The 25,671-nt window shown below is 46.0% G+C and carries 20 protein-coding genes and 1 pseudogene; 4 read left to right on the forward strand and 17 right to left on the reverse strand.

Annotated elements, in window-relative coordinates:
• The 10 genes from CK1_RS10720 to CK1_RS10765 form a co-directional block, all read right to left on the reverse strand.
• A complete protein-coding gene (locus CK1_RS10720; RefSeq protein WP_015526255.1) occupies window positions 1-1,770 on the reverse strand; it encodes a V-type ATP synthase subunit A in 1,770 nt (589 codons plus the stop codon).
• 24 nt (window positions 1,771-1,794) lie between these two features.
• Window positions 1,795-2,115 carry a V-type ATP synthase subunit F gene (locus tag CK1_RS10725; protein WP_015526256.1) on the reverse strand — a complete coding sequence of 107 codons (321 nt, stop codon included), beginning with the start codon at window positions 2,113-2,115 and terminating at the stop codon, window positions 1,795-1,797.
• The gene (locus CK1_RS10730; RefSeq protein ID WP_330385182.1) at window positions 2,108-3,082 is read right to left on the reverse strand and encodes a V-type ATPase subunit; all 975 of its coding nucleotides are present in this window, start codon (window positions 3,080-3,082) and stop codon (window positions 2,108-2,110) included. Before CK1_RS10730 ends, CK1_RS10725 begins: the two co-directional genes overlap by 8 nt.
• 27 nt (window positions 3,083-3,109) lie before the next feature.
• Complete coding sequence (locus CK1_RS10735; RefSeq protein WP_015526258.1) at window positions 3,110-3,703, reverse strand: V-type ATP synthase subunit E; 594 nt, start codon at window positions 3,701-3,703, stop codon at window positions 3,110-3,112.
• A 19-nt stretch (window positions 3,704-3,722) separates the two neighbouring features.
• Window positions 3,723-4,193, reverse strand: a complete 471-nt coding sequence (locus CK1_RS10740; protein ID WP_015526259.1) for a V-type ATP synthase subunit K — start codon at window positions 4,191-4,193, stop codon at window positions 3,723-3,725.
• Between the two features lie 4 nt (window positions 4,194-4,197).
• On the reverse strand, window positions 4,198-6,204 hold the full coding sequence (locus CK1_RS10745) for a V-type ATP synthase subunit I (RefSeq protein WP_015526260.1): 2,007 nt from the start codon (window positions 6,202-6,204) through the stop codon (window positions 4,198-4,200).
• A gap of 16 nt (window positions 6,205-6,220) precedes the next feature.
• Window positions 6,221-6,529 carry a V-type ATPase subunit subunit G family protein gene (locus CK1_RS10750; RefSeq protein WP_015526261.1) on the reverse strand — a complete coding sequence of 103 codons (309 nt, stop codon included), beginning with the start codon at window positions 6,527-6,529 and terminating at the stop codon, window positions 6,221-6,223.
• 313 nt (window positions 6,530-6,842) lie between these two features.
• Window positions 6,843-7,940, reverse strand: a complete 1,098-nt coding sequence (locus CK1_RS10755; RefSeq protein ID WP_015526262.1) for a substrate-binding domain-containing protein — start codon at window positions 7,938-7,940, stop codon at window positions 6,843-6,845.
• Window positions 7,941-8,051: 111 nt separating this feature from the next.
• Complete coding sequence (locus CK1_RS10760; protein WP_015526263.1) at window positions 8,052-8,789, reverse strand: RluA family pseudouridine synthase; 738 nt, start codon at window positions 8,787-8,789, stop codon at window positions 8,052-8,054.
• Between the two features lie 2,281 nt (window positions 8,790-11,070).
• A complete protein-coding gene (locus CK1_RS10765) occupies window positions 11,071-13,329 on the reverse strand; it encodes a hydratase (RefSeq protein WP_015526266.1) in 2,259 nt (752 codons plus the stop codon).
• A gap of 227 nt (window positions 13,330-13,556) precedes the next feature.
• Between CK1_RS10765 and CK1_RS10770 the strand changes: the two genes are divergently transcribed.
• On the forward strand, window positions 13,557-13,823 hold the full coding sequence (locus tag CK1_RS10770) for a hypothetical protein (protein WP_015526267.1): 267 nt from the start codon (window positions 13,557-13,559) through the stop codon (window positions 13,821-13,823).
• 32 nt (window positions 13,824-13,855) lie between these two features.
• A complete protein-coding gene (locus CK1_RS10775) occupies window positions 13,856-14,056 on the forward strand; it encodes a hypothetical protein (RefSeq protein ID WP_015526268.1) in 201 nt (66 codons plus the stop codon).
• 170 nt (window positions 14,057-14,226) lie between these two features.
• Here the strand turns inward: CK1_RS10775 and CK1_RS10780 are convergent, their stop codons facing one another.
• The 5 genes from CK1_RS10780 to CK1_RS10800 all read right to left on the reverse strand — a co-directional run bounded on the left by CK1_RS10780 (window position 14,227) and on the right by CK1_RS10800 (window position 20,293).
• Window positions 14,227-14,826 carry a hypothetical protein gene (locus CK1_RS10780; RefSeq protein ID WP_015526269.1) on the reverse strand — a complete coding sequence of 200 codons (600 nt, stop codon included), beginning with the start codon at window positions 14,824-14,826 and terminating at the stop codon, window positions 14,227-14,229.
• A gap of 149 nt (window positions 14,827-14,975) precedes the next feature.
• On the reverse strand, window positions 14,976-16,364 hold the full coding sequence (locus CK1_RS10785; protein ID WP_015526270.1) for a UDP-N-acetylmuramoyl-tripeptide--D-alanyl-D-alanine ligase: 1,389 nt from the start codon (window positions 16,362-16,364) through the stop codon (window positions 14,976-14,978).
• Between the two features lie 64 nt (window positions 16,365-16,428).
• Window positions 16,429-17,544, reverse strand: a complete 1,116-nt coding sequence (locus CK1_RS10790; RefSeq protein ID WP_015526271.1) for a D-alanine--D-alanine ligase family protein — start codon at window positions 17,542-17,544, stop codon at window positions 16,429-16,431.
• The gene (locus CK1_RS10795; protein WP_015526272.1) at window positions 17,537-18,937 is read right to left on the reverse strand and encodes a L,D-transpeptidase family protein; all 1,401 of its coding nucleotides are present in this window, start codon (window positions 18,935-18,937) and stop codon (window positions 17,537-17,539) included. Before CK1_RS10795 ends, CK1_RS10790 begins: the two co-directional genes overlap by 8 nt.
• Window positions 18,938-19,009: 72 nt before the next feature.
• Window positions 19,010-20,293 (reverse strand): aspartate aminotransferase type Ic, encoded by a 1,284-nt coding sequence (locus CK1_RS10800; RefSeq protein ID WP_015526273.1) that lies wholly within the window; start codon window positions 20,291-20,293, stop codon window positions 19,010-19,012.
• A gap of 393 nt (window positions 20,294-20,686) precedes the next feature.
• Here CK1_RS10800 and CK1_RS10805 point away from each other — a divergent pair, with 393 nt between their 5' ends.
• A complete protein-coding gene (locus CK1_RS10805; RefSeq protein ID WP_173722447.1) occupies window positions 20,687-21,550 on the forward strand; it encodes a class I SAM-dependent methyltransferase in 864 nt (287 codons plus the stop codon).
• Between the two features lie 509 nt (window positions 21,551-22,059).
• Window positions 22,060-22,248, forward strand: coding sequence for a hypothetical protein (locus tag CK1_RS10810; protein WP_015526276.1), 189 nt, complete (start codon window positions 22,060-22,062; stop codon window positions 22,246-22,248).
• A gap of 380 nt (window positions 22,249-22,628) precedes the next feature.
• Here the strand turns inward: CK1_RS10810 and CK1_RS10815 are convergent.
• Both CK1_RS10815 and CK1_RS10820 read right to left on the reverse strand, forming a co-directional pair.
• Window positions 22,629-24,078 (reverse strand): annotated as a pseudogene (locus tag CK1_RS10815) (uracil-xanthine permease family protein).
• Window positions 24,079-24,272: 194 nt separating this feature from the next.
• Window positions 24,273-25,658: a radical SAM/SPASM domain-containing protein gene (locus CK1_RS10820; protein ID WP_015526278.1), complete on the reverse strand. Its 1,386-nt coding sequence runs from the start codon at window positions 25,656-25,658 to the stop codon at window positions 24,273-24,275.
• Window positions 25,659-25,671: the final 13 nt, after the last annotated feature.

Consider the following 25,671-nt stretch of genomic DNA (forward strand, 5'->3'; position numbering starts at 1 on the left):
TTACAGGCCCTCCTTTCCCAGAAGTTCTGCAGTCTCTGCTGCCAGCTGGCGGGTTACTTTCTCATACTCTGCTGCCAGCTGATCTTCTTTTGTATATTTATAACGGCCGATCTGCTCACGTACCGGAAGCTTTACGATATCATTGATATCTGCGCCCTGTTTCAGCACATCCAGACCCGCATCATAAAATGCAAGTACCAGACGCATCATATTGTGCTGTTTTTCCAGAGATGTGTAGGTATCGATCTCGTGGAAAGAGTTCTGGTGGAGGAAATCCTCTCGGATGGAACGGGCTGCTTCCATTTTCAGTCGGTCACCCGGAGAAAGCGCATCCATACCTACCATCTTTACGATTTCTTCCAGCTCTGCCTCTTCCTGAAGAAGGGTCATCATTCTCTGACGGAGCTTCATCCAGTCATTCGCTACATTTTCGTCAAACCATCCGCCAACGCTGTCCAGATACAGAGAATAGCTGGTCAGCCAGTTGATTGCCGGGAAATGACGTTTGTATGCAAGGTTTGCGTCCAGTCCCCAGAATACCTTTACGATTCGAAGTGTCGCCTGGGAAACCGGCTCGGAGATATCACCACCTGGAGGAGATACGGCGCCGATCGCTGTCAGGGCACCCTCTCTTCCGTCTTTTCCACTGCAGATCACATGTCCGGCACGCTCATAGAACTGTGCAAGACGGGAACCAAGATATGCAGGATAACCTTCCTCGCCTGGCATCTCCTCCAGTCGTCCGGACATCTCACGGAGAGCCTCAGCCCATCTGGAAGTAGAATCTGCCATCAGTGCTACGGAATATCCCATATCACGGAAATACTCCGCAATTGTAATACCTGTATAGATCGACGCCTCACGAGCTGCAACCGGCATATCTGAGGTATTGGCGATCAGAACCGTACGCTCCATCAGAGACTGTCCTGTTTTTGGATCCTTCAGCTCCGGGAACTCGTTCAGAACGTCTGTCATCTCATTTCCACGCTCACCGCAGCCGATATAGACCACGATATCTGCCTCAGCCCATTTTGCAAGCTGATGCTGGATAACCGTCTTGCCGCTTCCGAACGGGCCGGGAACTGCTGCCACACCACCCTTGGCAATAGGGAACATAGTATCAATAACACGCTGTCCTGTTACCAGAGGTTTGGCTGGCGGAAGTTTCTTCCTATACGGACGGCCACGTCGTACCGGCCAGTGCTGCATCAGGGTCAGCTCTTTATCGCCGTCTGCTGTGGAAAGAACTGCAACGGTCTCATCCACGGTAAACTCGCCGGATTTAATTTCCTTCAGAGTACCTTTCATATTGGGAGGTACCATGATCTTCTGTGTAACAACGATAGTCTCCTGAACGGTTCCAAGAACATCGCCGCCCTCCAGCGGATCTCCCACCTTCGCAACCGGAATGAAATTCCATTTTTTGTCCCGCTTCAGGGCAGGAACCTCAACGCCTCGTTTCAGGTTGTTGCTGCCTGCTACCTTCATGATGTCATCCAGCGGACGCTGGATTCCATCGTAAATGCTTGTAATAAGGCCAGGACCAAGCTCCACGGAAAGGGGCACCTCCATGGACTCTACCGGTTCTCCCGGACGAAGTCCTGAAGTCTCCTCATATACCTGTATGGAAGCCTCATCTTCATGCATCTCAATGATCTCACCGATCAGACGCTGGCTGCTTACACGAACCACGTCATACATATTTGCATCCCGCATACCCTTGGCAATTACCAGCGGTCCTGCCACCTTCTTAATGGTTCCTCTGCTCATCTGAACCAATCACCTGCTTTCTTGTCACTCATTACTGAAAAGAATATCGGAGCCAACTGCCGTCTCCACGGATTTCTTTACATTTTCGATACCTGCACCTGTATTTCCGGAAATTCCGGGAATCTGAATGATCGCAGGCATCAGCTCCTCACTGTATTTACTGATCTCTGCGGAAAGCTGGGCCGCCAGCTGTTCCGTAATATAAATAACCGCATATTCACCGGCTGCCAGACGGTTAAGCTTCTCTTTACCATCTGCAGGATCCTCCACCGGAAAAGTATCAAGGCCAAGAGCCGCAAACCCGTAAATGCTGTTATAATCACCTAAAACTGCGATCTTATACATACATTTCCCTTGCCCTTTCCCGGATAAACTCTTCCGGAAGGCCGCTGCGCTTTCCGGTGAGAATGATCCGCACCGTCTTGATCTCATTTTCACGGGCAAGCACATAGGCTACCAGCGGTCCCAGTGAAAATGAATTGTACAGCTGAGGGCGGATGGTCTCCATGATCTGGTTATCACACCATCTCTCAAAAGCGGAAGCTGATTCCGCCAGTGCCAGAGCTCCGTCCCCATATTTCGTTTCTGCCAGATAACCCATGATCTGATCCATTCCGCTTACTGCCGCGTGGATCAGTCTCTCCTTATCCAGTGTGTCACATTCTGCCATGGCTTTTTTCATAAAGTCCGAACTTTTTCCTGTTTTGCAGGCACGGACTGCGATCCGGATATCTGCTACCGCTACCGTGGATTCCGCATACTGCCGGACGATCTCTTCTTTTGACCGTTCTCCAGCTTTTTTTATGGCATCCAGTGCTGCCCTGTCTACGATAATATCCGCAAGCTGTCCGTCTCTTGTGTGCAAAAAGGTCTCATAGGCTTCTCTTGCCGCTTCCCGCATATCCTCAGGAAAACGATCATATTCCTTATCCTTCAGGAATTTCACCATATCCTCTCCGTCAATGGAACAGTCGCTGAAAAAAATATTCGGCGCTGCCCCTTGCAGGATGCTTGCCTTCACAGCCGCTTTCAGGTTATGGAAAAGATCCTGATAGGAAAGAACAGAAAACACAGATCGGTCCGCTACCAGCGAATCCATGATCTCCCAGATCTTTTCTCTCTCCCGAGAAAGAATGGCATCCGCACCGGCTGCAGGATCACCATTTCCCCAGCCCTTCTCTGTAAGGATCTGAAGGCACTGCTGCTCATCCTGACATGCCAGAAGCTGCTCGATCGCTGCCTGATTCAGAAGTCCGGTCTCCAGAACACGTATCCGCGCCACCGCATAGGCATAATCTTCACCAAACATCATTCACGCCCTCCTTTTTGCGATGGTGTTTTACGCAAACAAAATCTTTCTTACCTGATCCAGAAGCTCATCCCGCTTCTCTGCGAACATGGCATCAATGGAACAGTTTTCCTCAATGCCGCCGTATATCAGGATAAAACCTCCGTCTATGTTTCGGGTTTCACCGGAAATTTCCAGCACACCACCCTTTTTCTGTGCCAGGCTCTTTATTTCCTCACGGAAACCTGCCGGCATACGTTCCAGATCCTTTTTTGAAAAACAGATCTCTCCTTCTCTTGGAAGAAGATATTTCTCAGCCATATTCTTAAGGATCCCAAAATATTTTTCTTCATCCAGATTCTTCACACGGTCACAGGCATCTGCGATCACATTTCCGATCAGCTCCTGCTTGGCTGCAAGAACTGCGGTACGCTTCTTCATATCTGCAGCGGAAGCTGTCCGCTCTTCATAGCTTTTCACCTTTGCCCTGGACTGTTCTTCTCTCTGCTGCCGGATCTTATCTGCCTTTTCTCCGGCTTCCCTGAGGATCTCTGCGGCTTTTTTCTCCGCATCACTGATCGTAACGGCTGCAGAAGCATCGGCCTCTTCAAGAATCTGGCTTACCATCTTCTCTAATCCTGTCATGCTCTGCCCTCCTGATGAATCAAACCTGAATTCCGCTGACTGCAAGAATGGAGATCAGAAGAGCCAGAATCGCATATGTCTCAACCATTGCAGGGAAAAGCATGGCTTTACCGAACTGCTCCGGTTTCTTGGCTACAATACCGATGGAAGCTACGGAAGTTTTTCCCTGATGGATCGCAGAAAGAAGACCTGCGATAGCGATCGGAAGACAAGCCACAAAGATCATAAGACCGGTTTCCAGGGAAATATCAGCAACACCGCCGCCCAGGATACCAACCTTGGAAAGTGCAAGGAATGCTACCAGCAGTCCGTAAATACCCTGCGTACCGGGAAGAAGCTGAAGAAGCAGAACCTTGGCAAATTTGTCCGGGTCTTCTGTTACAACGCCTGCTGCTGCACGGCCGGCTGTACCAACACCGATGGCGGAACCTATACCTGCAAGAGCTACGGAAATTGCTGCTCCCAATAATGCCCAAACGATACCACTCATAATATTAATCCTCCTTAATATCTACATATTTTGTATTTTCGCGGAAGGGGTGGAACTCTTTTCCTCCGCCCTCAAAGAATTTGCCGAAAAACTCTACGTACTGTAATCGGCAGGTGTGCACGTATGCACCCAGAAGATTGATCAGAAGGTTAAAGATATGACCAATCACAAATACAAGGATAAATACGATCCATCCCAGAATACTGTCTCCCAGCATACTTCCCATCTGGTTCATAACTGATGCGATAACTCCGGTGGCAAGCCCCAGGGCCAGAAGTCTGGAATAGGAAAGGATATCACTGACCCATCCCGTGATATTGTAAAGATCATAGGCTCCAAGCGCCAGCCTCAGGAATGGATTCTTCTTATCTCTTCCTGACATGAAGAGAATTCCCACCGCACCGATGATCGCCATCCATTTTCCGACCTGTATCATTGCCGGTGAAAGGTTCAGATCCATCTGAGAAATAGAACGGAACATGCTGCTTGGGATAAAGATCAGGATCAGTCCCATAAGAAGCAGGAACCAGAGTACTACGTCACAGAAAAAGTCGAGATATTTTTTGTCACGTAACAGCATGTAGCCCTTAAGACCCATTCCCAGAAACATATGAATCAGGCCAAACAGCATGGAGAACACCAGAAGTCGCATTGGCTCATTTAACGGTGCAAACCATACCGGCTTCACCGTGACCGGCCTGTGCAGATATACCTTCGAAAATACATCGATAAAATCTCCGAAATATCCGCCAAACATCACGCCCCAGAACAAAGTGGACAATCCACAGTACATAAAAAGCCGGATGGATTTCTGCATTCCGCTCTCCATCCTGGGGAACTTCAGAAGTACTCCCAGACAGACTGCAAAGACGATCAGTCCATATGCTGCGTCTGACAGCATCAGTCCGAAAAGAAATACATAGCAGGCTGTCATGATCGTGGAAGGATCGATCTCTCCCTTTCCGGGAAGACCAAATGCTGCCAGAACTCCCTCTCCTGCTGCTCCGAATTTGCCGTTCTGAAGGGCAACCGGAACATTTTCTCCCTCAGCATCTTCTGCTTCAAAAACAATATCGTACTTCTCCGTAAGCCGTTTCTCCATTGCAGAAACCTGTTTCTTCGGAAGATATCCTGTCACAAAAAAAGTGCTCTCCGACTGGCGGAGCTGTCCTAATACCTCATATTTCTGTGCACGGATCCGGAAATAATCGGACAAAAGCTGAAGAGAGCTCTTCCTGTCGTGAAGAGCGCGTATCTGTTCCCGGATCTGTTCGGACTCTTCCTGAATGCGTACCACTTCATTCTTAAGGTTCTCCAGCTCCTGTGCCGGAACCTCTGATACCAGCTGTGCCGGTCTTGCAAATCCCTGCATCCGAAGCGCTTCTTCCAGTTCCTGTGCCTGTGCTTTCAGGCAGACAACCACCAGGCTCAGCTTACCGGCATCATTTGAGATTTCCCGAATGTCAAAGGCTTCAAGCTGTGGTGCATCCGCTGCCAGCTGACTGTATACCTGATCCAGAGTTATATTTCCATCAATACTTCCCACAAGTACCGCTGCTTTCGCTGTACCGCCGAAGTTCATCGGAATATCCAGCTTCAGCCATGGAGCAAGAGCTGCTTCCTGCTGTTCTAGCTTAACTGCCGCCGCACTGTTCTCTGTAAGCTTCTTCCGGTATCCCTGAATTTCTCTGGCTGTTCTCAGGATCTCTTCCTGATCCCGGATAGCTTCTTCCTCCTGCTTCCTTCCGATCAGCGGTTTCCCTGCCAGGGATGCCAGCATGGATTGCTTTTCCTTCGAAAATTCATCCAGTATTTCGATTGCCTGATCACAAAGGGATGCGTTCTTCTCAAAGATCAGCCGGGCATTCATAGTATCCATCGTCTTAAGCTCCGGATCCAATTCCGCTGCATCGATCTCCAATACTCCAAGTGACTGCAGTTCTTCCAATATGGCCTTACGGTTCTTTTTCATTGCGCAGATACTGATTCGCTGCATCTGCAATACTGCCATTTTCGCACTCCCCCTCTCAGAACAAACTGTCCATTACTGTCTGGATTGCCTGCTCGTGCTTCGACTCCGCTTTCTTTTTCAAAGCTGCAAGCTCTTCCTCCGCCTGTCCAACGACAGTGTTCTCTGTACTGTGTGCACGTTCTTCGGCTACTTTCATATCAGATGCCGCCTGTTCGCCGGCGGCTGTTTCCGCCTTTCTGATAATATTCTCTGCCTCTTTCTCAGCTTCGCTGATGATACTCTGTGCACGGACGGATGCATCCTTTATCTTCTGCTGTGCTTTTGCCTCCGCCTCTTTCACTGCCTTGATCGTTTCTTGGATCATCTGATCACCGCCTCTCTGCATATCCAAATTGTACCACAATCGCTTTTTCAAAACAATGTTTGTTATGCAATTTAACGATAAATTTATTTGTATTGTGTCAAAAAGTCGTCATATATGTTATATTTTTGCCATTTTTTCGCACACTTTTTATTTGTTTATTCTATTCATATTTTTTATTTTTATTCAAAAAAGCCATCAGCCCGATGAAAATGTTTTTTACATCTTCATCAGACTGATGGCTTTCAATTATGAACAGACGGTGAATGCGGACTAACCTATTCACCCGACCTACAGTGGCTATCTGTTCTATTTGTTAATTGTACAGGTAATTTGCAATGTCTTCGCTTTTGATATTCTCAGCATCAATCCATATCGGATCAAGTAAAACCTTCTTATCAATCTTTGTTTCCTTCTTCGGTGCAGTAGACTGAATAGCCGCCCACATGGTCTGATATCCCATCGCATAAGGATTCTGTGAAAGCACTCCCAGTTCTTCCCCTTTCTGGATCGCTTCCTGCTGTTTGCTGGTTGCATCTACGCCTACCATAGCAACTTTATTTTCTCCTGTGTCCTTATTTACCTCCAGAAACATTTCAGAAACCTCGGCATTGGTGCAGAAAACACCATCCAATGCCGGATATTTATCCAGAACTTCCTTCATGGCTTCCTTCATATCATCAACCTGGTCAGAATATACGGTTTCCACCACTTTAATATCCGTATAATTTGCAATATTATCCAGAAATCCTTTTACACGCTCCTGCGCGCTCTGTGTTTTCTCCTGTGCGGAAAAAACAGCCACATTTCCCATTTTTCCAATGGCGCTGCCAAGCTTATATGCTGCATATTTGCCGATCTGTGTATTGTCTGTTCCACGGAAAGCTCTGACCAGCTTCGTATCACTGACATTGGAATCAAATGCGACCACCGGAATTCCGTTCTCTTTCGCTGCTTCCAGCTGTGCCTGACAGGAATCCACATCTCCGGCAGAAAGACACACTACAGATGGATTCTCAGCGATTACTGCATCAAGAGTATTGATCTGACTTTCTACGTCCTCTTCATCATCCGGACCCTCAAAGGTCATCGTGATCTGCTTGTCTTTTTTGAAACCATACGCCTCATTTACATCCTTGACAGCAGCTTCCATTCCTTCTTTTACTTTATTCCAGAACTCGCCTTTTTTGCTTTTGCTGACAACAGCTATTCTGGCACCTTCTTCAATAGAAAGAGTGTCATCGATCTCAGGGATCAGCGGGCTTTTTTCTTCTTCCACTTCGGTTGCTTCAGGGGTTTCCTGGACATCTGCTACAATCGGTGCAACAAGCTTTTCTACTTCTTCTTTCTGACAGCCTGTCAGCAGGGTTGCCACAGCCAACAAGGCTGCTGACGCTACTGCAGCTCTTTTCATTGTAATCTCCTCTTCCTCGCTGGTTACTGTTCTCTATGTTCTTTATCGTCTGCCTTGTCCATCCACAGTAACTTATACTTTACAAAAATCTTACATTTGGTTACTTGCTTTTTACATTATACACTTTTTCGTATTTCCGTCCAGAGTTTTTACACTTTTTTCACAAAATCCAAAAAATGCGCTTCCCTGTGGCTCTGTTTCAAACTTCATCATTTTTCCTGTTCTGGGGTGTTTGAATTCCAGACAACTGGAACAAAGTCCCAGTGATGTACCTTTTTCTCCCGAAGGATTATATTTCCGGTCTCCTAGAATGGGCAGTCCCTCATGAGAAAGCTGCACACGAATCTGATGATGCCGACCTGTTTCCAGCCTGATCTTAAGAAGTGTCCGGGATTTTCCGTTTATCTCCTGCTGATCCAGAACTTTATAGTGAAGGATCGCTTTTTTTGCTCCCGGTGTATTGGCAGACACCACCTGAGACATGTTGGCTTTTCCATTTTTTTTCAGATAGTCTGTAAGAGTCCCTTCTGAGCTCTTTGCTTTTCCCTCTGTTACTGCCAGGTAATATTTTCCGGCGCCTCCTGCCATCATCTGTTTACTCAAATTTCCTGCTGCTTCGGATGTTTTCGCAAATACAAGAATGCCTTCTACTGGCTGATCAAGGCGATGTACTACTCCCAGATATGGGATCTTTCCCGGTGTTTTTTGTGCCAGATAATTTTTCAGGGCACTTTCCATATCCATTGTTCCTATTTTTGCTGCCTGCACCGGCATTCCTGCTGTTTTTCTGCACACAAGGATCTCTTTGTCTTCATATAAAATATTTTCTTCAATCTGATAATTCCACATATTTTCTCATCTTACTTCCTTTCTCACAGAAGTATAACTGATGATGTTTTTGATGGCAACTGATAAATATAACTGTTCGGAAAATCTCTGATCGAAAATTTTGCTCTCTGCTCGGATCATATTATTTTATCCAGGGCTTTTCGGAACGGTTATATACTTAATATATGCAATCTTATATACACAACGAGACGGTCATCACTTTTTTTACTTTTACAGTTTCCAAAAATGATGACCGTCTCAACACTCTTCGTTATTCAATTTTTCTTCCTCTTCGTTCTTTCGAATAAAGTTTTCTTGTTATACTTATTATACTTATCAATCGAAATCTTTGATTTTATATACTTTATAAAATAATTTCGATTCTCTTTATTCAATTTTGAAATTTTTCTTTTTCAGATTCTCTCTTCTTTTTTATTTCCTGCTCATAAACGACTGATATATGTAAGTATATCTCTTCGATTATTTAGAAAGTTTTATAGATCAGAAATCATTTTTTACGATGTTTGATTTCCTGTTTATCTGAAGAATTTCGGTGGTTATACTTTTTCCTGTTCACTAAACAATTCTGGACTTAACTTCTTAAATTCAAAACCATTTGTCATCTCTGTACTTTGCGATCTGCTGATTCAAATCGACCTATTGGGATTTTCTCCTCTGCAGTTCTTTAAAGTATCCTGGAAAAAAGTTCCTGCCCGATTCTTCTGTTTTAATATCCTCTCAGATATTCTTCTGATGCAAAGCTTCAATCCATATCCTAATGGTTCTGATATGCATTTCAAAGTATCGTTCTCATCTTCACGTTTGTTCTTGGAATCTCTTCTTTCCAACGAACCGGTGAGTTGAGGGTTTTACTCTTTCGGGAAATATTTCTTTACATATTTCCTGAAATCTTTGTATCAGGTGTGTGACAGTTGTTCAATATGAGTTACCGATTCTATATTACCTGAAATACTGATTTCCTTTTGTTTCTGATTTCTTAAAATATAAGTAAGATTTAAGAGGATCTTATTTATATTTCATAAAAGAAACTTCTGTTTTCTTAAGGTGTATCATATGTGATCTGTATCAGGTCTTTCTTGCAGGAAATTCGGTTCCTGTCACTCTCATATTGATGATGGTGTTTGTTTATGTTCCCACTGGAATCACCTTTTCCTTTCTTCATCCTTCATGTGCATCTATGCTATGAATTGAATGATTTTCTTTTTGTTTTTCTCTTGTTGTTTTTGATGGTCTTATAATAACATCGTTGCGAGTATTTGTCAATACATTTTTGTGTTTTTATGCTATTATTTTTATTTATTTGTTTTATTATGTGTTTATATTTTATAATTTGTTTGTATTTTTTATTATTTTCTGTTAATTTATGCTGTTGTGAAGTTGTGAAGAACGGGAGGGTATGTTGCGAACGGACGGCCGGGAAGGACGGGAGGGGCGGGTGAGGCTTCGGAGATCTAGTGCTTCTAAGGCTGCGGGAATTCTGCTAAAACCGCTGAAAAAATCCCAGAACTCGCTAACGCTCAAACAGCTGGGATTTTTCCAGCAACGCAGCCTCCCCGCGGCCTAAGAAGTACTACGACTCCTGCAGAGTCACCCGCCCCTCCCGTCCTTCCCGGCCTGACTTTCGAACATGGAAAGTTAGTTAGAAAAGTTTCTGTGTGACTGTATTGGCCCTGCAAACATTGCAATGTTTGTACTTTGCAATATTTGCAGGGGATTGAGATAAACTTTATTCGAAAGAACGAAGAGGAAGAAAATTAAATAACGAAGAGTGTTGAGACGGTCATCATTTGTTAAGCTTTTCTTGATATTTTTACCGGGGCTGGGATTTGTCTCTGGGAATGTCAGCGTGAGGTGTCCTGTGGGGAGCAGGGGATTCGGAGTGAGCCTTTGGTCATACTTGGCGGCTGAGGTGACCTGTGGAAAGGTATTCTGCGGATACAGGCCGCAGAATAAGGCCCATCTGTCTGAGCCAGGTACGCATCAGCGTACATGGCGAGTTATGGGCCGGCCTTTTCACAGGTTGCCTCAGACGCTTAGTATGACCAGGCGAAACGACAGCCTCTGCTCCCCACAGGACACCTCACGCGTCCGCATCATCCACATCCCATAAATAAGTATCCATAACCTTAAAAGTAAAAAAGCAGACCGGCAACCTCGATTAAAACGGTCACCAGTCTGCAAAACAACACGGAAATTCTTAAATTACTATATTCCGCTCTGCAGCATATTCATGAACACAGCTCCAACGCCTTCACGCTCTACATATGTTCAATCCCTGCATCTATTTACGATTATAATTGATCAGACAACCCTTAAGGATGATCTCTCTCTCATCATCTGTCAGCTCACCCAGAGTTACATCGAACTCCTTCAAAGAATCACCTTCAACAGTATATCCCTTGATCACGTCTGCTTTTTCCTCAACCGCCTTGCGGATTCCCGGGAAGAACAGATAATCACCGTTCTTGAACGGAAGATTTCCGGACGGGATCAGGAATGGAAGCATACCCCAATTGATCAGATTGGAACGATACCTCTTGGTTGCATACTCATTGGCAATGTTTGCCCAGCCGCCAAGTACCTTCTGGCAGGATGCAGCCTGCTCTCTGGCAGAGCCATCGCCCGGTTTCACTGCAAAGATAGTACTTCCTACGCCAAGGTTGGTCTTATCTACATCCGGATAAGTCTTGTTGATGGTTTTAATAACCGGTTTCAGTTCCGGAACAGCCTCTGCCGGGCAGTTACCTGCCTGGATCGCCTTCTGTGCTGCCTGGATCTCTTTTGCACGGCCAACATAAGCCGGATCCTTTCTGGACAGTGTGAACTCTGCAAGTCCAAGCGGATTGGAACGATAGGAGGATGTCTCACCGGACGGGATCAGCTCGTCAGTGGTAGTAACCGGATCGTGGATCTCGGAAACAACCTTCAGGATCAGGTTGTCTGCAAGTGCAGCCATCTCCGGCCAGTCTTTGATATTCGGTCCAAACTGGATTTCTACGCTTGGATCTGCCACGCCCTTGCTGTCAAATACACGGTTCTCGTAGATAGACTTATCGAAGTAGTATTTATGCTCGGAATAGCTTCCGTCGAACTCCTCTGCTGAGGTAAGGAATCCCTTGTTTGCTGCTGTAGCTGCAATGGAACGTGCATCCATAAGTGCAACCGAAGAGATTTGACCGTTCTGGATCTTGGAGCCTTCACGGTTCGGGAAGTTTCTGGTTGTATGACGGATACTGAATGCATTGTTTGCAGGTGTATCTCCGGCACCGAAGCACGGTCCGCAGAATGCAGTTTTCACAACTGCGCCTGTTCCGATCAGTTCTGCAAGAACACCATTCTTAGCCAGTTCCATGTAGATTGGAGTACTTGCCGGGTATACACTTAAGGTGAAGGCATCATGGCCGATATTTTTGCCCTTGAGGATATCTGCTGCAGCGCAGATATTCTCGAATCCACCGCCTGCACAGCCGGCGATGATGCCCTGCTCAACATAAAGCTTGCCATCAACTACCTTGTCTCTCAATGTGAACGGAATCTTTCCGTCAAGGCTTACCTGTGCTCTCTTCTCCACATCTGCAAGGATATCGTCAAGGTTTGCCTTCAGCTCATCGATGGTGTAGGTGTTACTTGGGTGGAACGGCATTGCGATCATTGGTTTGATCTCACTGAGGTCGATCTCTACACAGCCGTCATAGTATGCAACGTTGCCCGGTTTCAGTTCTTTGTAATCCTCCGGTCTTCCGTGGATCGCATAGAATTCCTCGATCTTCGCATCTGTCTGCCAGATGGAGGAAAGACATGTGGTTTCTGTTGTCATAACATCAACACCGATACGGAAATCTGCGCTTAAGCTGGCAACGCCTGGTCCAACGAACTCCATAACCTTATTCTTCACATAGCCGTTGGCAAAAACCTCGCCGATGATGGCAAGCGCTACATCCTGCGGTCCTACACCCGGACGTGGAGCACCTTTCAGATAAATAGCAACTACTCCTGGCATATTAATATCGTATGTCTGGCAGAGAAGCTGTTTTACAAGCTCCGGTCCGCCCTCTCCCATAGCCATGGTTCCAAGTGCTCCGTATCTTGTATGACTGTCGGAACCGAGGATCATCTTTCCGCCGCCTGCAAGCATTTCTCTTGCAAACTGATGGATAACTGCCTGATGAGGCGGTACATAAACTCCGCCGTACTTTTTGGCACAGGTGAGACCAAACATGTGGTCATCTTCATTGATGGTTCCGCCTACTGCACAGAGGGAGTTATGGCAGTTGGTCAGTACATATGGTACCGGGAACTTCTCAAGTCCTGAAGCTCTTGCAGTCTGGATGATTCCCACAAATGTGATATCATGGGAAGTCAGTTTATCGAATTTGATCTGAAGTTTCTCCATGTTATCGGATTTATTATGAGCCTTGAGAATAGAATATGCGATGGTATTCTTAGCAGCCTCTTCTTTCGCTACAGGCAGATCAGCCTGGTTCTCGGGAATGATTTCCTGTCCGTTCTGAAAATAAACGCCGGTATCGTAAAGTTTCATTTCGTTTCCTCCAATCTGTAATGATTCTTTTTTTCATAATTTCGTTTATTATAGAGGATTTTTACACATTAGTCAATAAAAGTGAACACACCTGGTGCATTGTTTTGCGTACAAGCGTTATTGCCCTGTGCTTTACTTTCCCTGCAAAATCCGCTATACTGAAGACCATATCGGACGGATATTCATATTCTGCCGGCTGTGGCAGTTTCAATACGGAGGTACTGTTTATGTTTCGTTTATGGGGAAAAATATGGAAAGACAATCGCATGCTTCAGGACACCGTTGTCTGTGATGACAGCGATGATACCAGAACCCACAAGATCTTTCACGGACTTGAGGAAATCTGTTATCAGATGGATCTGGGAAATCCTATCTGGCTGGATGCCACAGTGCGGGATTTCAAAAAGCATGATAAGGCCCGCTTTTATCAGGATAATTTCATTGAACATATTGAATTCGACTACCTGGAGATCCAGGTGATCGAGGAAGACTGAGTAACATATAAAAGGACGCAGGAAAGCCACGAATGCTTATCCTGCGTTCTCTTTTTTCAGAAATCCCCAATCTGGGAGGTATATTTCAGAAGATCACGCTTACTGCTTTTAATGAAGTTTATGCTCTCAGCCAGGAGAAAAACGTAACGCTCCGTATGGCAGCTTACATGGTTGCGATCAAGAGGATCACCACAGCCGGCAAGCTCCGTGGCGGCCCGATCTCCATGGGGTGATAAGGTATAGCTGATAAATTCCTTATCTTACACAACTGCATACATAAAAAAGCTCTCCGGCGGATACAGAGAATCGTATCTGCCGGAGAGTTTTTTTGCATCCGGTTCCCTTATTCCGGAATATCTTTGTGTACATTTCTGTATTTTCTCAAATATACCGGGATATGTTTTTACTCTGCATTCATAAACTCCCGTATGATCTCCCGCATGATCTCTTCCTCCTCCGGAGAAAGCATCTTGCTGAAGTGACTTCCGGTAGCAGCCGTCTGACGGATACTTCTGGTGATCTTATCTACGATTTCTTCCTGCAGAACAGGATCCGGCTTTTCTGCGACCGGTACTTCCTCCACCCAGGTACGGACCTGTTCCACATAATCTGCAAGAGAAGCCATCACAAGCTCTTCCTTATAAGAAAAGTCCAATGCCTGACGAAGAAGAAGCAGTACTACCGGCACTGCCGCCCCTATATAAAGATAAAGCATAGACAATCCTTCCCTGTATCCCAGTCTGCTGTTGAGAAAAACAGACATTCCAAAAAGAAATGTACAAAACAGTGACGGATACCACACAAATCGGTTCATCCGATGCCAGAGCCTGTCCCTTGATTTCCACAGGTTCAGCCATTTTTCTTTGAGATTCTGTAATCGCTGCGTATTTCGGATCATTCTTCGGTAGGTAAGGTTTGTTGCCAGCATCCCCAGACCGCCGATACATCCCATGGATGTCATGACGTAAAGCGGGATGTTCAGCTTCATGATCATCTCCAGCATAAGCCCTCCCTTTTTCACTGCCGCACAGTGCCTGAGCGTGCTTTTGTTCTTTAGCCGCACTGCTCATCGCCTTAGGAATATTATACTTCTATATAACTTAACTGGAAAGAATTTTCGTTCGTCAAATGCTGCCCCTGTTTTCGGTCTTTTTACATTTCCTGCAGTGCTTTGACTACATTTTCAAATTTCATGAAGTGAGAAGCCTTTACGAGGATGGTATCTCCAGGTTTCACATATGTGTTCAGGTTCTTAAGAAGGCTTTCCAGATCTTTTTCCCGGATGACTGTCAAGTCCGGATTGGTCTGAGATGCTTTTTCCGCGATATGGGCTGCAAGTGGTCCTACGCAGATGCATGCATCGATCCTGCACTGACCTGCATGAACGCCTACACCTTCATGAAGTGCAGCTTCATCCGTTCCAAGCTCACCCATATCGCCAAGGATGGCAACCTTTCTTCCAAGTCCGTCCTGAAGAACATCCAGGGACGCCTTCATGGACATGGGATTTGCGTTGTAGCAGTCATCTACGATCATGAATTTATCGGTCTCGATCATATTGAATCTTCCGCTGACCGGTTCCAGGCTTTCGATGCCATTTTTGATCTGCTCTGCATTCAGTCCGTAAAGTCTGCCCACAGCTGCTGCTGCCAGTGCATTGGATACCATATGACGTCCCGGCATTGGAATATCTACATGAAATGTCTGGAACTCTCCGTTCTCTGCCATTTTTCCCTTCAGACAGATGTCACAGCTCATTCCCTTCAGGCCACGGCTTTCCACATTTTCACAGGTAACAGAAGCATTTTCTCCGTTTCCGAAAAATACCGGCTGCATGCTGTTGTATTCCTTTACTGTGGAGAGCTTATCATCATCACCGTTAAGTACGATATTTCTCTTCACATACTGAAAAATCTCTGTTTTTGCCTTCAGGACGCCGTCTCTGTCCCCAAGGTTTTCCAGATGGCAGGTTCCGATGTTTGTGATCACGCAGGTGTCCGGTTTTGCGATCTTTGCAAGACGGGTCATCTCACCGAAATCACTGATTCCCATTTCCAGAACTGCGATCTCATCTTCATCACGAAGGCGGAATACTGTCAGTGGAAGTCCCAGCTCATTGTTGAAATTCCCCTGGGTTTTCAGTGTACGGTATTTTTCCTTCAGCACAGAGGCGATCACCTCTTTTGTGCTGGTCTTTCCAACGCTTCCTGTGATTCCCACAACCGGAATATCAAGCTGCTCCAGATAAAACTCCGCAATGTCTTTTACTGCCTGAAGGGAGGAGCCTACCTGGATATACGGATGATCCGCCCCTTCAAGAGTTCTCTCGGATAAGGTCGCGAGTGCACCTGCTTCCATTACCTGCGGGATAAAACGGTGAGCATCCACACGCTCTCCTACTACCGGTACAAAAAGACCTCCTTTTTCCACCTTACGGCTGTCCGTTGTGATCGCAGTCACTTCCTCCTGAAGTTTTTCCTGCGGGCCGTGGTAAATACCATTGCAGACTTTTGTGATATTTTCCAATGTAAGATTTTTCATGAATAAAATCCTTTCTTTTGCCAGAAACTCCTCCTGTCAACAGGAGGAGTTACGGTCAGATATTTTATTTGCTGTATTTCTTAAAAGAAATGCGGATCAGTTCCTCACAGAGGTCCGGATAGTCAATTCCCAGGACCTTTGCTTCCTGAGGGATCAGACTGGTGGGTGTCATTCCCGGAAGTGTGTTTGCCTCCAGGCAGTACATATCACCGTTTTCTTTCATCATGAAGTCAAAACGTGCATAGCCCTCAATGCAGAGAGCCTTTGCGCCAGCTTCCGCATAATGCTGCATTTTCTCGGTCAGTTCCGGTGAGATCTCAGCCGGACAGGTTTCTACTGTGGAGCCTGCCTGATATTTGTTCTTGTAATCATAAAAGCCCTGCTTCGGTGCGATCTCGATGATCGGATAAGCCTTTCCGTCTACAACTGCAACGGAAAACTCACGGCCCCTGATATACTCTTCAACAACTACCTCATCTTCATAAGAATAAGCACCATCAATGGCATCCTCATATTCTTTCTGGTTGTTTACAATATAAACACCTACGCTGGAACCACCGCAGCATGTTTTTACAACAACAGGAAATTCCATACCAAGATCATGGATGTTTCTTGTACAGTTTTCTTTCAGCATGGAGACGCCCTTCGGTGTCGGTACCTGATCCATGAGAAAGATCTTCTTGGTGAGACCCTTATCCATAGCAAGGGCACTGCTTAAATATCCGGTTCCTGTGTAACGGATCCCCAGAAGATCGAAGGTTGCCTGAACCTTTCCATCCTCTCCGTTGGAACCGTGAAGTCCCATAAATACAATGTCTGCTGCCTGACACAATTCCAGTACATTCGGTCCGAAAAAGCTTCTTCTTGTTCGTTTGATCTCTTCGATATCATCATCGAAGCTTCTCATATACTCTGCCGCAGAATCTACCTCATAATCTTTATCTCCAAAGGGCTCATCCCAGTCCACCGGCTCCAGTCCGCAGAAAATATCTACAAGAATGGCATTATGGCCTTTTTTACGAAGTGCCTTGCAGACACCGGTTCCTGTTACGATGGAGATCTCTCTTTCTGTACTGGTTCCGCCTGCCAATACAACGATATTCATACTTTCATCTCCCTTGATGATCTTGTGTTTTCTTTTTTCGTATTGTTTTAATATTTCTTTTAATCTCTTATTCATAAACTACGATTGGTACTCCTACACTAATATTATTATAAATGATTGCCGCCTTATCCTTCGGGGTGTTTACACAGCCATGAGAACCATTTGTGATATAGATCTGCCCGCCATACTGTGAACGCCAGCTTGCGTCATGGATTCCGACTCCTCCGGAAAACGGCATCCAGTATGTAACCGGTGATGCATATCCAGGTCCCTTCAAAACTGCCGGTGAACGCATGGCATCCAGTGCAAAGCATCCGGTCGGTGTGGAATGGCCCTTTCGGACACAGCCGGTAACTACCGGTGTATCTACCAGAAGCTGTCCGTCTTTATAGAATACCATTCTCTGGTTGGTCAGGTCAATCTCTACATATGTATTTCCGATATCATTGGTATCTCTGCAAAGTCCGCTGTAAGCATACGCCGGCTGTCTCACTTCTGTAGTTCCTGCAAGAATGGCATTATAAAGCCATTCAGTCTCTGCGGTCTGATCGATAGCCCATCCGTAATCACCGCCTTTAATGGTTTTCTGGCGGCCATCGTAGGTGGTAAATGTCCTCGTGCAACCAAAGGTATCATATTTATATCCCAGGCTGTTCACATAAGCTGCAACCTGATCTTTATTTACTATATAATCTCCGTTTGCGTCCCTGACCAGCCAGTCTTTGATGGTATTTCGGTCAAGCTGTTCCGACCGGTCCGAAAAATCATAGGTGATCACGCAGCTGGTAAGCTTGTTCATCTGGTCACAATCTTTTTTCAGAGCTTCATCGTCTTTATATATCGATGGTTTTTTGTAGCAGTTTTTCTTTTCCAGACTAACTGTTTTGTCTCCTGCGGAAACAGCTGCACGGATCACCTTCTGAACCTTTTTTGTATCCAGGGTCGTTCCTTCTTTTTCCGGCTGGATCTCGTAGGTTTCGCCATTATCCTTAATGCATGCGTCTGCAGGCTTTTCCATATTGTCCTTCTGCATGCATTTCAGATTCTTCACAGCCTCTGTCAGCTTGTTCTGATCTTCATAAGCAGTATCCGTTGCCAGTGTATATTTTTTCTTCTGATTAAAAGCAAGGAACCATTTGTACCGGGCCTGTTTCTTGATCAGCTTTTTGGCTCCGCCACCCGGCTTGTAGACCAGTCCGGCTTCTTTTGCGGTAATGCTCTCTTTTCCGTTGTTTCTTGTATCAACGGTAAGAACATATGCCTGCACTTCCTTTGCAAGAAGCTTTTCTGTTTCATCTGCAGTTTTATAGGAGCAGTTAAAACCATTCACCTGAGATCCCGGCAAAAAATGATCTGTAAAATAGTGTACACCATATCCATAAGCCCCTGCTGTAAGGATCAGCAGGATCATGATCAGTGCAATGACCAACTTTTTGCCTGTTTTCATTTTTTCTTTTTCCTCATCCATGAGCTCTCTCCAATAGTTATGACTGCCCGGTATTACGCATGCTGAAATACCGGGCAGTCTGATGTGATCGATTTATTTCTCCAGAAGTTTTTCCACACTTACAAGCTTCACACAGAGAACAAATACCTCTGCTGCCTTGCCAAGCTCCTCAACGCTCGGGTAGCTTGGTGCAATACGGATATTGCTGTCTTTCGGGTCCTTTCCATATGGATAGGTTGCGCCCGCTCCAGTCATAACAACGCCTGCTTCTTTTGCTTTGGCAACGATGGCTTTCGCACAGCCTTCCATAGAATCAAAGGAAATGAAATATCCGCCGTGAGGTTTGGTCCACTCACCGATTCCAAGTCCGTTAAGCTCTTTATCCAGTGTTGCGAGAACAAGCTCGAATTTCGGACGAAGGATGTCTGCGTGTTTCTTCATATGCTCATGCAGTCCGTTGATATCTTTGAAGAAACGAACGTGACGAAGCTGGTTCAGTTTGTCGTGTCCGATGGTCTGTACAGTCATGTATTTGCGGAAGTCATCCAGGTTCGCCTTGGATGCAGCAACTGCTGCGATACCGGAACCAGGGAAGCTTACCTTGGAGGTAGAAGTAAATTTATAAACAATGTCCGGATTTCCTGCTTTCGCACACTCATCAAGAATCTCAAGAAGGAAATCCTGATTGTCATCATAGAGATGATGGATGCTGTAAGCGTTATCCCAGTAAATACGGAAGTCCGGTGCAGCCGGCTTCAGATGCGCAAAACGCTTAACTGTTTCTTCGGAATAGGTGTAGCCCTGCGGATTGGAATATTTCGGAACACACCAGATTCCTTTTACTGCCGGATCTTCATTGACATATTTCTCAACCATGTCCATATCCGGGCCTTCCGGAGTCATCGGAATGTTGATCATCTCAATGCCGAAAAATTCTGTGATACGGAAATGACGGTCGTATCCTGGTACAGGACAAAGGAATTTCACCTTGTCAAGCTTGCACCATGGTGTATTTCCCATTACTCCGTGGGAATAGGAACGTGCAATGGTATCGAACATTACGTTCAGACTGGAGTTCCCATAGATGATGATGTTCTCTGGCTCTACCTCTGACATCTCACCGAGAAGTCTCTTGGCTTCCGGGATTCCGTCGATGACTCCATAGTTACGGCAGTCCACACCGGTCTCACATTTCAGATCTGCATCCCCTGCAAGTACTTCCATCATTTTCATGGAAAGATCAAGCTGATCCGGTGCAGGTTTACCACGGGACATATCCAGTGCCAGACCTTCGGCTTTGATCTCGTCGAACTCACGGTCGAGTTCTTTCTTTAAATCGAGTAGCTCTTCCCTGCTCATCTCACAATATTTTTTCATAAGTTTGCTTCTCCTCTTTTTGTGCACAGTTTCATATCTGCGGTTGCTGTGTTTCTTCTGTTAACGATTTCTGTCTGTCAGGAATTCTCTGCAAAATCTCTTCCGCAAAAAACAGCCACAGTTTCACGGAAGCGGGAAGCCTCTGCCCCGGCAGAAAATCTCTGCGTACATTTTAGTATGTAAAAGCGCTGTTGTCAAATCTTTCGTGAAAAATCCTGCACTTCTCTTGCACAGCATCCATTTTTCCTCTATACTGGAAAAAACATTATTATGGCGTTTTTATGGATTCATGTCCCGGTCAGCCGGATCTGGTACAGTAATCTCCGGAAATGCTATATAAAAATGCTATATATATCTTATAAATTTACTATTATGAAAGAGGTATTGATCATCATGTGGATTGCAGATGGATGGAAAGAATATGAAGTTATTGATACATCAAAAGGAGAAAAGCTGGAGCGCTGGGGGGATTATCTTCTGGTTCGTCCGGACCCGCAGGTAATCTGGGATACTCCCCGCAAAAACCGTGGCTGGAAGCATATGAACGGACATTATCACAGAAGCAGCCGTGGCGGCGGTGAGTGGGAGTTCTTTGATCTGCCTCATCAGTGGGAGCTTCATTACAAGAACCTTACTTTTAATCTGAAGCCTTTCAGCTTCAAGCATACAGGACTTTTCCCGGAGCAGGCTGTGAACTGGGACTGGTTCGGTGAAAAGATCCGCAATGCAGGACGCCCGATCAAGGTCTTAAATCTTTTTGCCTATACCGGCGGCGCTACTCTGGCTGCAGCTGCAGCCGGTGCTTCCGTTACTCACGTGGACGCTTCCAAGGGTATGGTGAACTGGGCAAAAGAGAATGCTGCTGCTTCCGGACTTTCCGGTGCGCCGATCCGCTGGCTTGTGGATGACTGCGTGAAGTTCGTAGAGCGTGAGATCCGCAGAGGAAATCATTATGATGCGATCATTATGGACCCACCTTCTTACGGCCGCGGACCTAAGGGCGAGATCTGGAAGATCGAGGATGCAATCCATCCGCTGATCAAGCTTTGTACGAAGATCCTCAGCGATGATCCGCTGTTTTTCCTGGTAAATTCCTATACTACAGGTCTTGCTCCGGCTGTTCTGACTTATATGCTTGCCACGGAGCTAAAACCCTGGAAGGGTAATGTGGAGTCACAGGAGATCGGACTTCCTGTAACAGAAAGTGGTCTGGTTCTTCCTTGCGGAGCTTCCGGACGGTGGAGCTCCTCCCGGTAGGATAAGGATGTTGTGGCATCCTTATTAGCTGGCACTTTTTTTCTGCTGTTGCAAACTGCTGTAAATGAAGATTTTTCCTTTCAGGGGGACACTTTAGCGTGGGCAGGGTTGCGAGAAGGGGAAGCACTCGGAGTTAGCGAAGGCCGTCTCCCCTTCTCGCGCTCTTCCCCTCCTGGCCACGCCGCTGTTCTGCGTTGTGAAATGTGATTCTGTATTGGCGGGATGATGGATTCTACTGTGTTGGATGTGAAGCGTTGTGCCGATTTTTATCCTTACTATTCAATGGTAATATTCCGCGAGGTGTTTTTTATGAGCGAAGGTCACAGAAAGCCCGAGACATACCGCGCGAATTTATACGATCAGTATAAATTCTGTGCATCACAAAGCGTATTACTGAAAACGGAGTGAACAGTAACTTTTTATCAGGTATCTTTTTGTATTTTCTGATTATTTGTATTGAAACGCTTTTTTGATAGGTCTATAATATAGAAAAAAGGAGCGTGATCTTTATGAGTACGGAAACTACGAAGGATACTCTTCCTTTTACCTGCACGCCGGCTTATGACCGGGATGCCTGTAAGGGATGTGTCTGTTCTACCTGCTATGAACAGGAATTTTGTGACCGGTGCAGCTCCTGTGTAGAGCAGGGACATCGGAAGGAACGATGCAATGCTTATGAGGGAGCCTACAATTACTAACCAAAAAAGGATCTGAAAAAGGCAGAACTATTTGTAAAATCTCGCCTTTTACAGATCCTTTTTATTATTATCCACCACCCAACAGATCGACACAGCCTCCCCTCCTCGACACCCCCGAATTCCGCACCCTGTCAGAACATTCACGCCCACCACAACGCCGAACAGCGGCGTGGCCAGGAGGGGAAGAGCGCGAGAAGGGGAGACGGCCTTCGCAACTCCGAGTGCTTCCCCTTCTCGCAAATTACCGCCTTCCAAAAGGCCGAACCTTTATCCTAAAAATAAAAAATAAAAAAATAAAAACATATAAAAAAAGAGACCGTCAGACCAATAAAGTCCAACAGTCTCAAAAAAGAAAAAAATCTTTTTATTCTTACACTTTTTTATTTATTCTTAACTTTTTCAAGCATCTCCTCAGCTCTCTCAATCTCACTCTTCTCATCCTTCGGAAGAACAATATTAAGAATAATCGCAAATACCGCTGCCGGAACAATACCGGAACCGCCGAAGATCAGGCTGATCGCCTGTGGCAGATGCACCAGGATCGCTGTATTGGAGCCAAGTCCATAACCAAGACCAAGTGCTACGGAAACGATCGTAACATTTCTCGGTCCGATCGGCCACTTGGTGATTAACTGGATACCGCTGACAACAATAGATGAGAACATCATAACAGCAGCGCCGCCAAGAACACTCTGCGGCATGATGGAGATCAGTGCAGCAAGCTTCGGGAACAGTCCGCATGCGATCAGGAAGATTCCTCCTGTAGCGATACAGAAACGGTTTACAACCTTATTCATTGCAACCAGACCAACGTTCTGGCTGAAGGATGTGTTCGGAAGCACACCGAACAGTGCTGCGAAGGAAGATCCAAGTCCGTCACACATAACACCACCGGAAAGCTCTTTGTCTGTAGCCTCTCTTCCAAGACCACCCTCTGTGATTCCGGAAATATCACCAACTGTTTCAACTGCAGTTACAATAAACATGATCAGGATCGGCACGATCGCACGTGCGTCAAACACCCATTTTACAGGCATCAGTGCCGGTACCGCAAACCATTTTGCCTGAGCAACCTTGTCCCAGTTGAGAACCCAGGCCTTTGTAGCCTCCACAGTAGCACCTGTGTCATCTACATATGTAAATGTTGTAGGAAGTACCATAGCCATGATACTTACCAGAATGTATCCCACGATAATACCGATGAGGATTGAAGAAAAGCTTGTGAAGCCTTTTGTTCCATGCTTCAGTACAATGATCACGATCAGAACTACAAAGCCTACGAAAAGGTTTTCAAGAGAACCGTAATCCTTTGCGGAGCTTCCGCCACCGAAAGAGCTGATTCCCACACCGATCAGTGAAAGACCGATTGAAAGTACAACCGTACCTGTTACAACAGATGGGAAAAAATTTTCTCAAGGGCTTCAGAAAGCTTCCCAGAACAGTCTCAAAAAGACCGCCGATAAAGCAGGCTGCCATGATTGAACCATAGGCAACGATACCATTTCCCATGACTCCGGCAACGCTCTGACATACGCCGATGAAGCCTGAACTTGTTCCCATAACGATAGGAAGCTTGCCACCGACCGGTCCGATCGTAAAGACCTGTACAAGTGTAACAATTCCTGCGATCAGCATTGCATTCTGAAGTAATGCAACCTGAAGATCCCCTCCTGCTTCGATCCCGCAGGCAGCTGTGATGATCAGAAGCGGGGTAAGATTACCCACAAACATGGCAAGCACGTGCTGCAGTCCAAGGGGAATTGCCACCTTAAGAGGTGGGCGTCCGTCCAGCTCATAAGGGCTGGCTGTGTTTTTCTCCTGTTTTTCCATAATGAATCCATCCTTTCTTTCCCTATGTCCTGACGATAACATAAAAAGAAGGCAGTTATACCCACTGCTGAATATAACCGCCCTGTTATCTGTCAGTACACGTATCGTGTCTCTTCTGTTTCGACACTCTTATCTGAACTGTTATTTCAGACTCCTGAAAAACGGGTTCATTATACAGTATCCCAACATCTATATCAAGTGTTAATTAACAAGTTGTTGATTTTTTGCAGCTTTTTTGCCTGGCTCTCACTCCAGAGCTCATCGGCCTGTTTTTTCCATACCTCTGCATAGTGATCACACTTTGCACAGAGATGCTCCGCTGTTTCCGGAGACTGAAGATCTGTAGATTTCGCTCCTGCACGTTCAACCATCTTGCGGAGAAGCTCAGGATTTTCAAGCATCGGGCATGGACGAAGCATGTTTTTGTTGAACGGCTGACCCTTGTGATACTCCATAAAGATCGGGCTCTTCAGCGCCTCAAGGAGTGTACATTCTTTAATGTTCGCATTGGAGAAATGAATGAATACACAAGGATCCACATCCCCGTTTGCATTGATATGGAGGTAACGACGGCCACCTGCGATACATCCGCCTACATACTCTGCATCGTTCTGGAAGTCCATAGTGAAGAGAGATTTTGTGGCACGGAATCTGCGGACGCTGTCATACATTTTGATTCTCTGCTCCGGTGTGGGGAGGAGATCTGCTGCTGCATCATTTCCAACCGGCATATAGTGGAAGAACCATGCAAAATAAGCTCCGCACTCGATCAGATGATCAAAATACTCCTCACTGCTTACTGCATCTACGTTTGCGGATGTGTAGCATGTGGAAACACCGAACGGAAGGCCGTGGCTCTTCAGAAGCTCCATGGCGTGCATAACCTTCTGATATACACCATCACCACGACGTCCGTCTGTAGTTGCCTCTGTTCCCTCAAGGCTGATAGCCGGAACGAAGTTTTTCACACGGAGCATTTCCTGACAAAATTCTTCGTCAATAAGAGTTCCGTTTGTGAAGGAAAGGAACTCGCAGTCCGGATTCATCTCACAGATCTTAATGAGATCCTTTTTGCGGACCAGTGGCTCACCGCCTGTGTAGATGTACATATAGGTTCCCAGTTCTTTACCCTGTTTTACGATAGAATCGATGGTCTCAAGATCCAGGTTCAGCTTGTGGCCATACTCTGCTGCCCAGCATCCTGTGCAATGAAGGTTACATGCGCTGGTAGGATCAAGAAGAATTGCCCACGGTACATTGCAGTCATTCTCTTCTGATACCTTTTCCTGCGTTGCGCTTCCCTTAAGACTGGCATTTACAATAAAGTTGCGGAAAAATGTCTGGCGTACGCCGGCATCCAGCTGATACATACGAAGGATCAGCTGATACCAGTTGTCCTTTGCCTCGATGGAGTGACGGATCGCATTTCTCTGTCCTGCATACCAGCCATCCGGTGTTACTTTATCAACCATTTCCATGATCTTCGGTATGTTTGTCTCCGGATCCTTCTCAAGATAATCCAGTGCTTTTGTTACGGTAGCTGCGATCGCTGCCTGTTTTGCTTTGTCTACGATTCCCATACTCTATTTCCTC

Origin of the sequence: Ruminococcus sp. SR1/5 (genome assembly GCF_000209835.1) — a bacterium.
In the GTDB taxonomy this organism is placed as follows: domain Bacteria; phylum Bacillota; class Clostridia; order Lachnospirales; family Lachnospiraceae; genus Blautia_A; species Blautia_A fusiformis.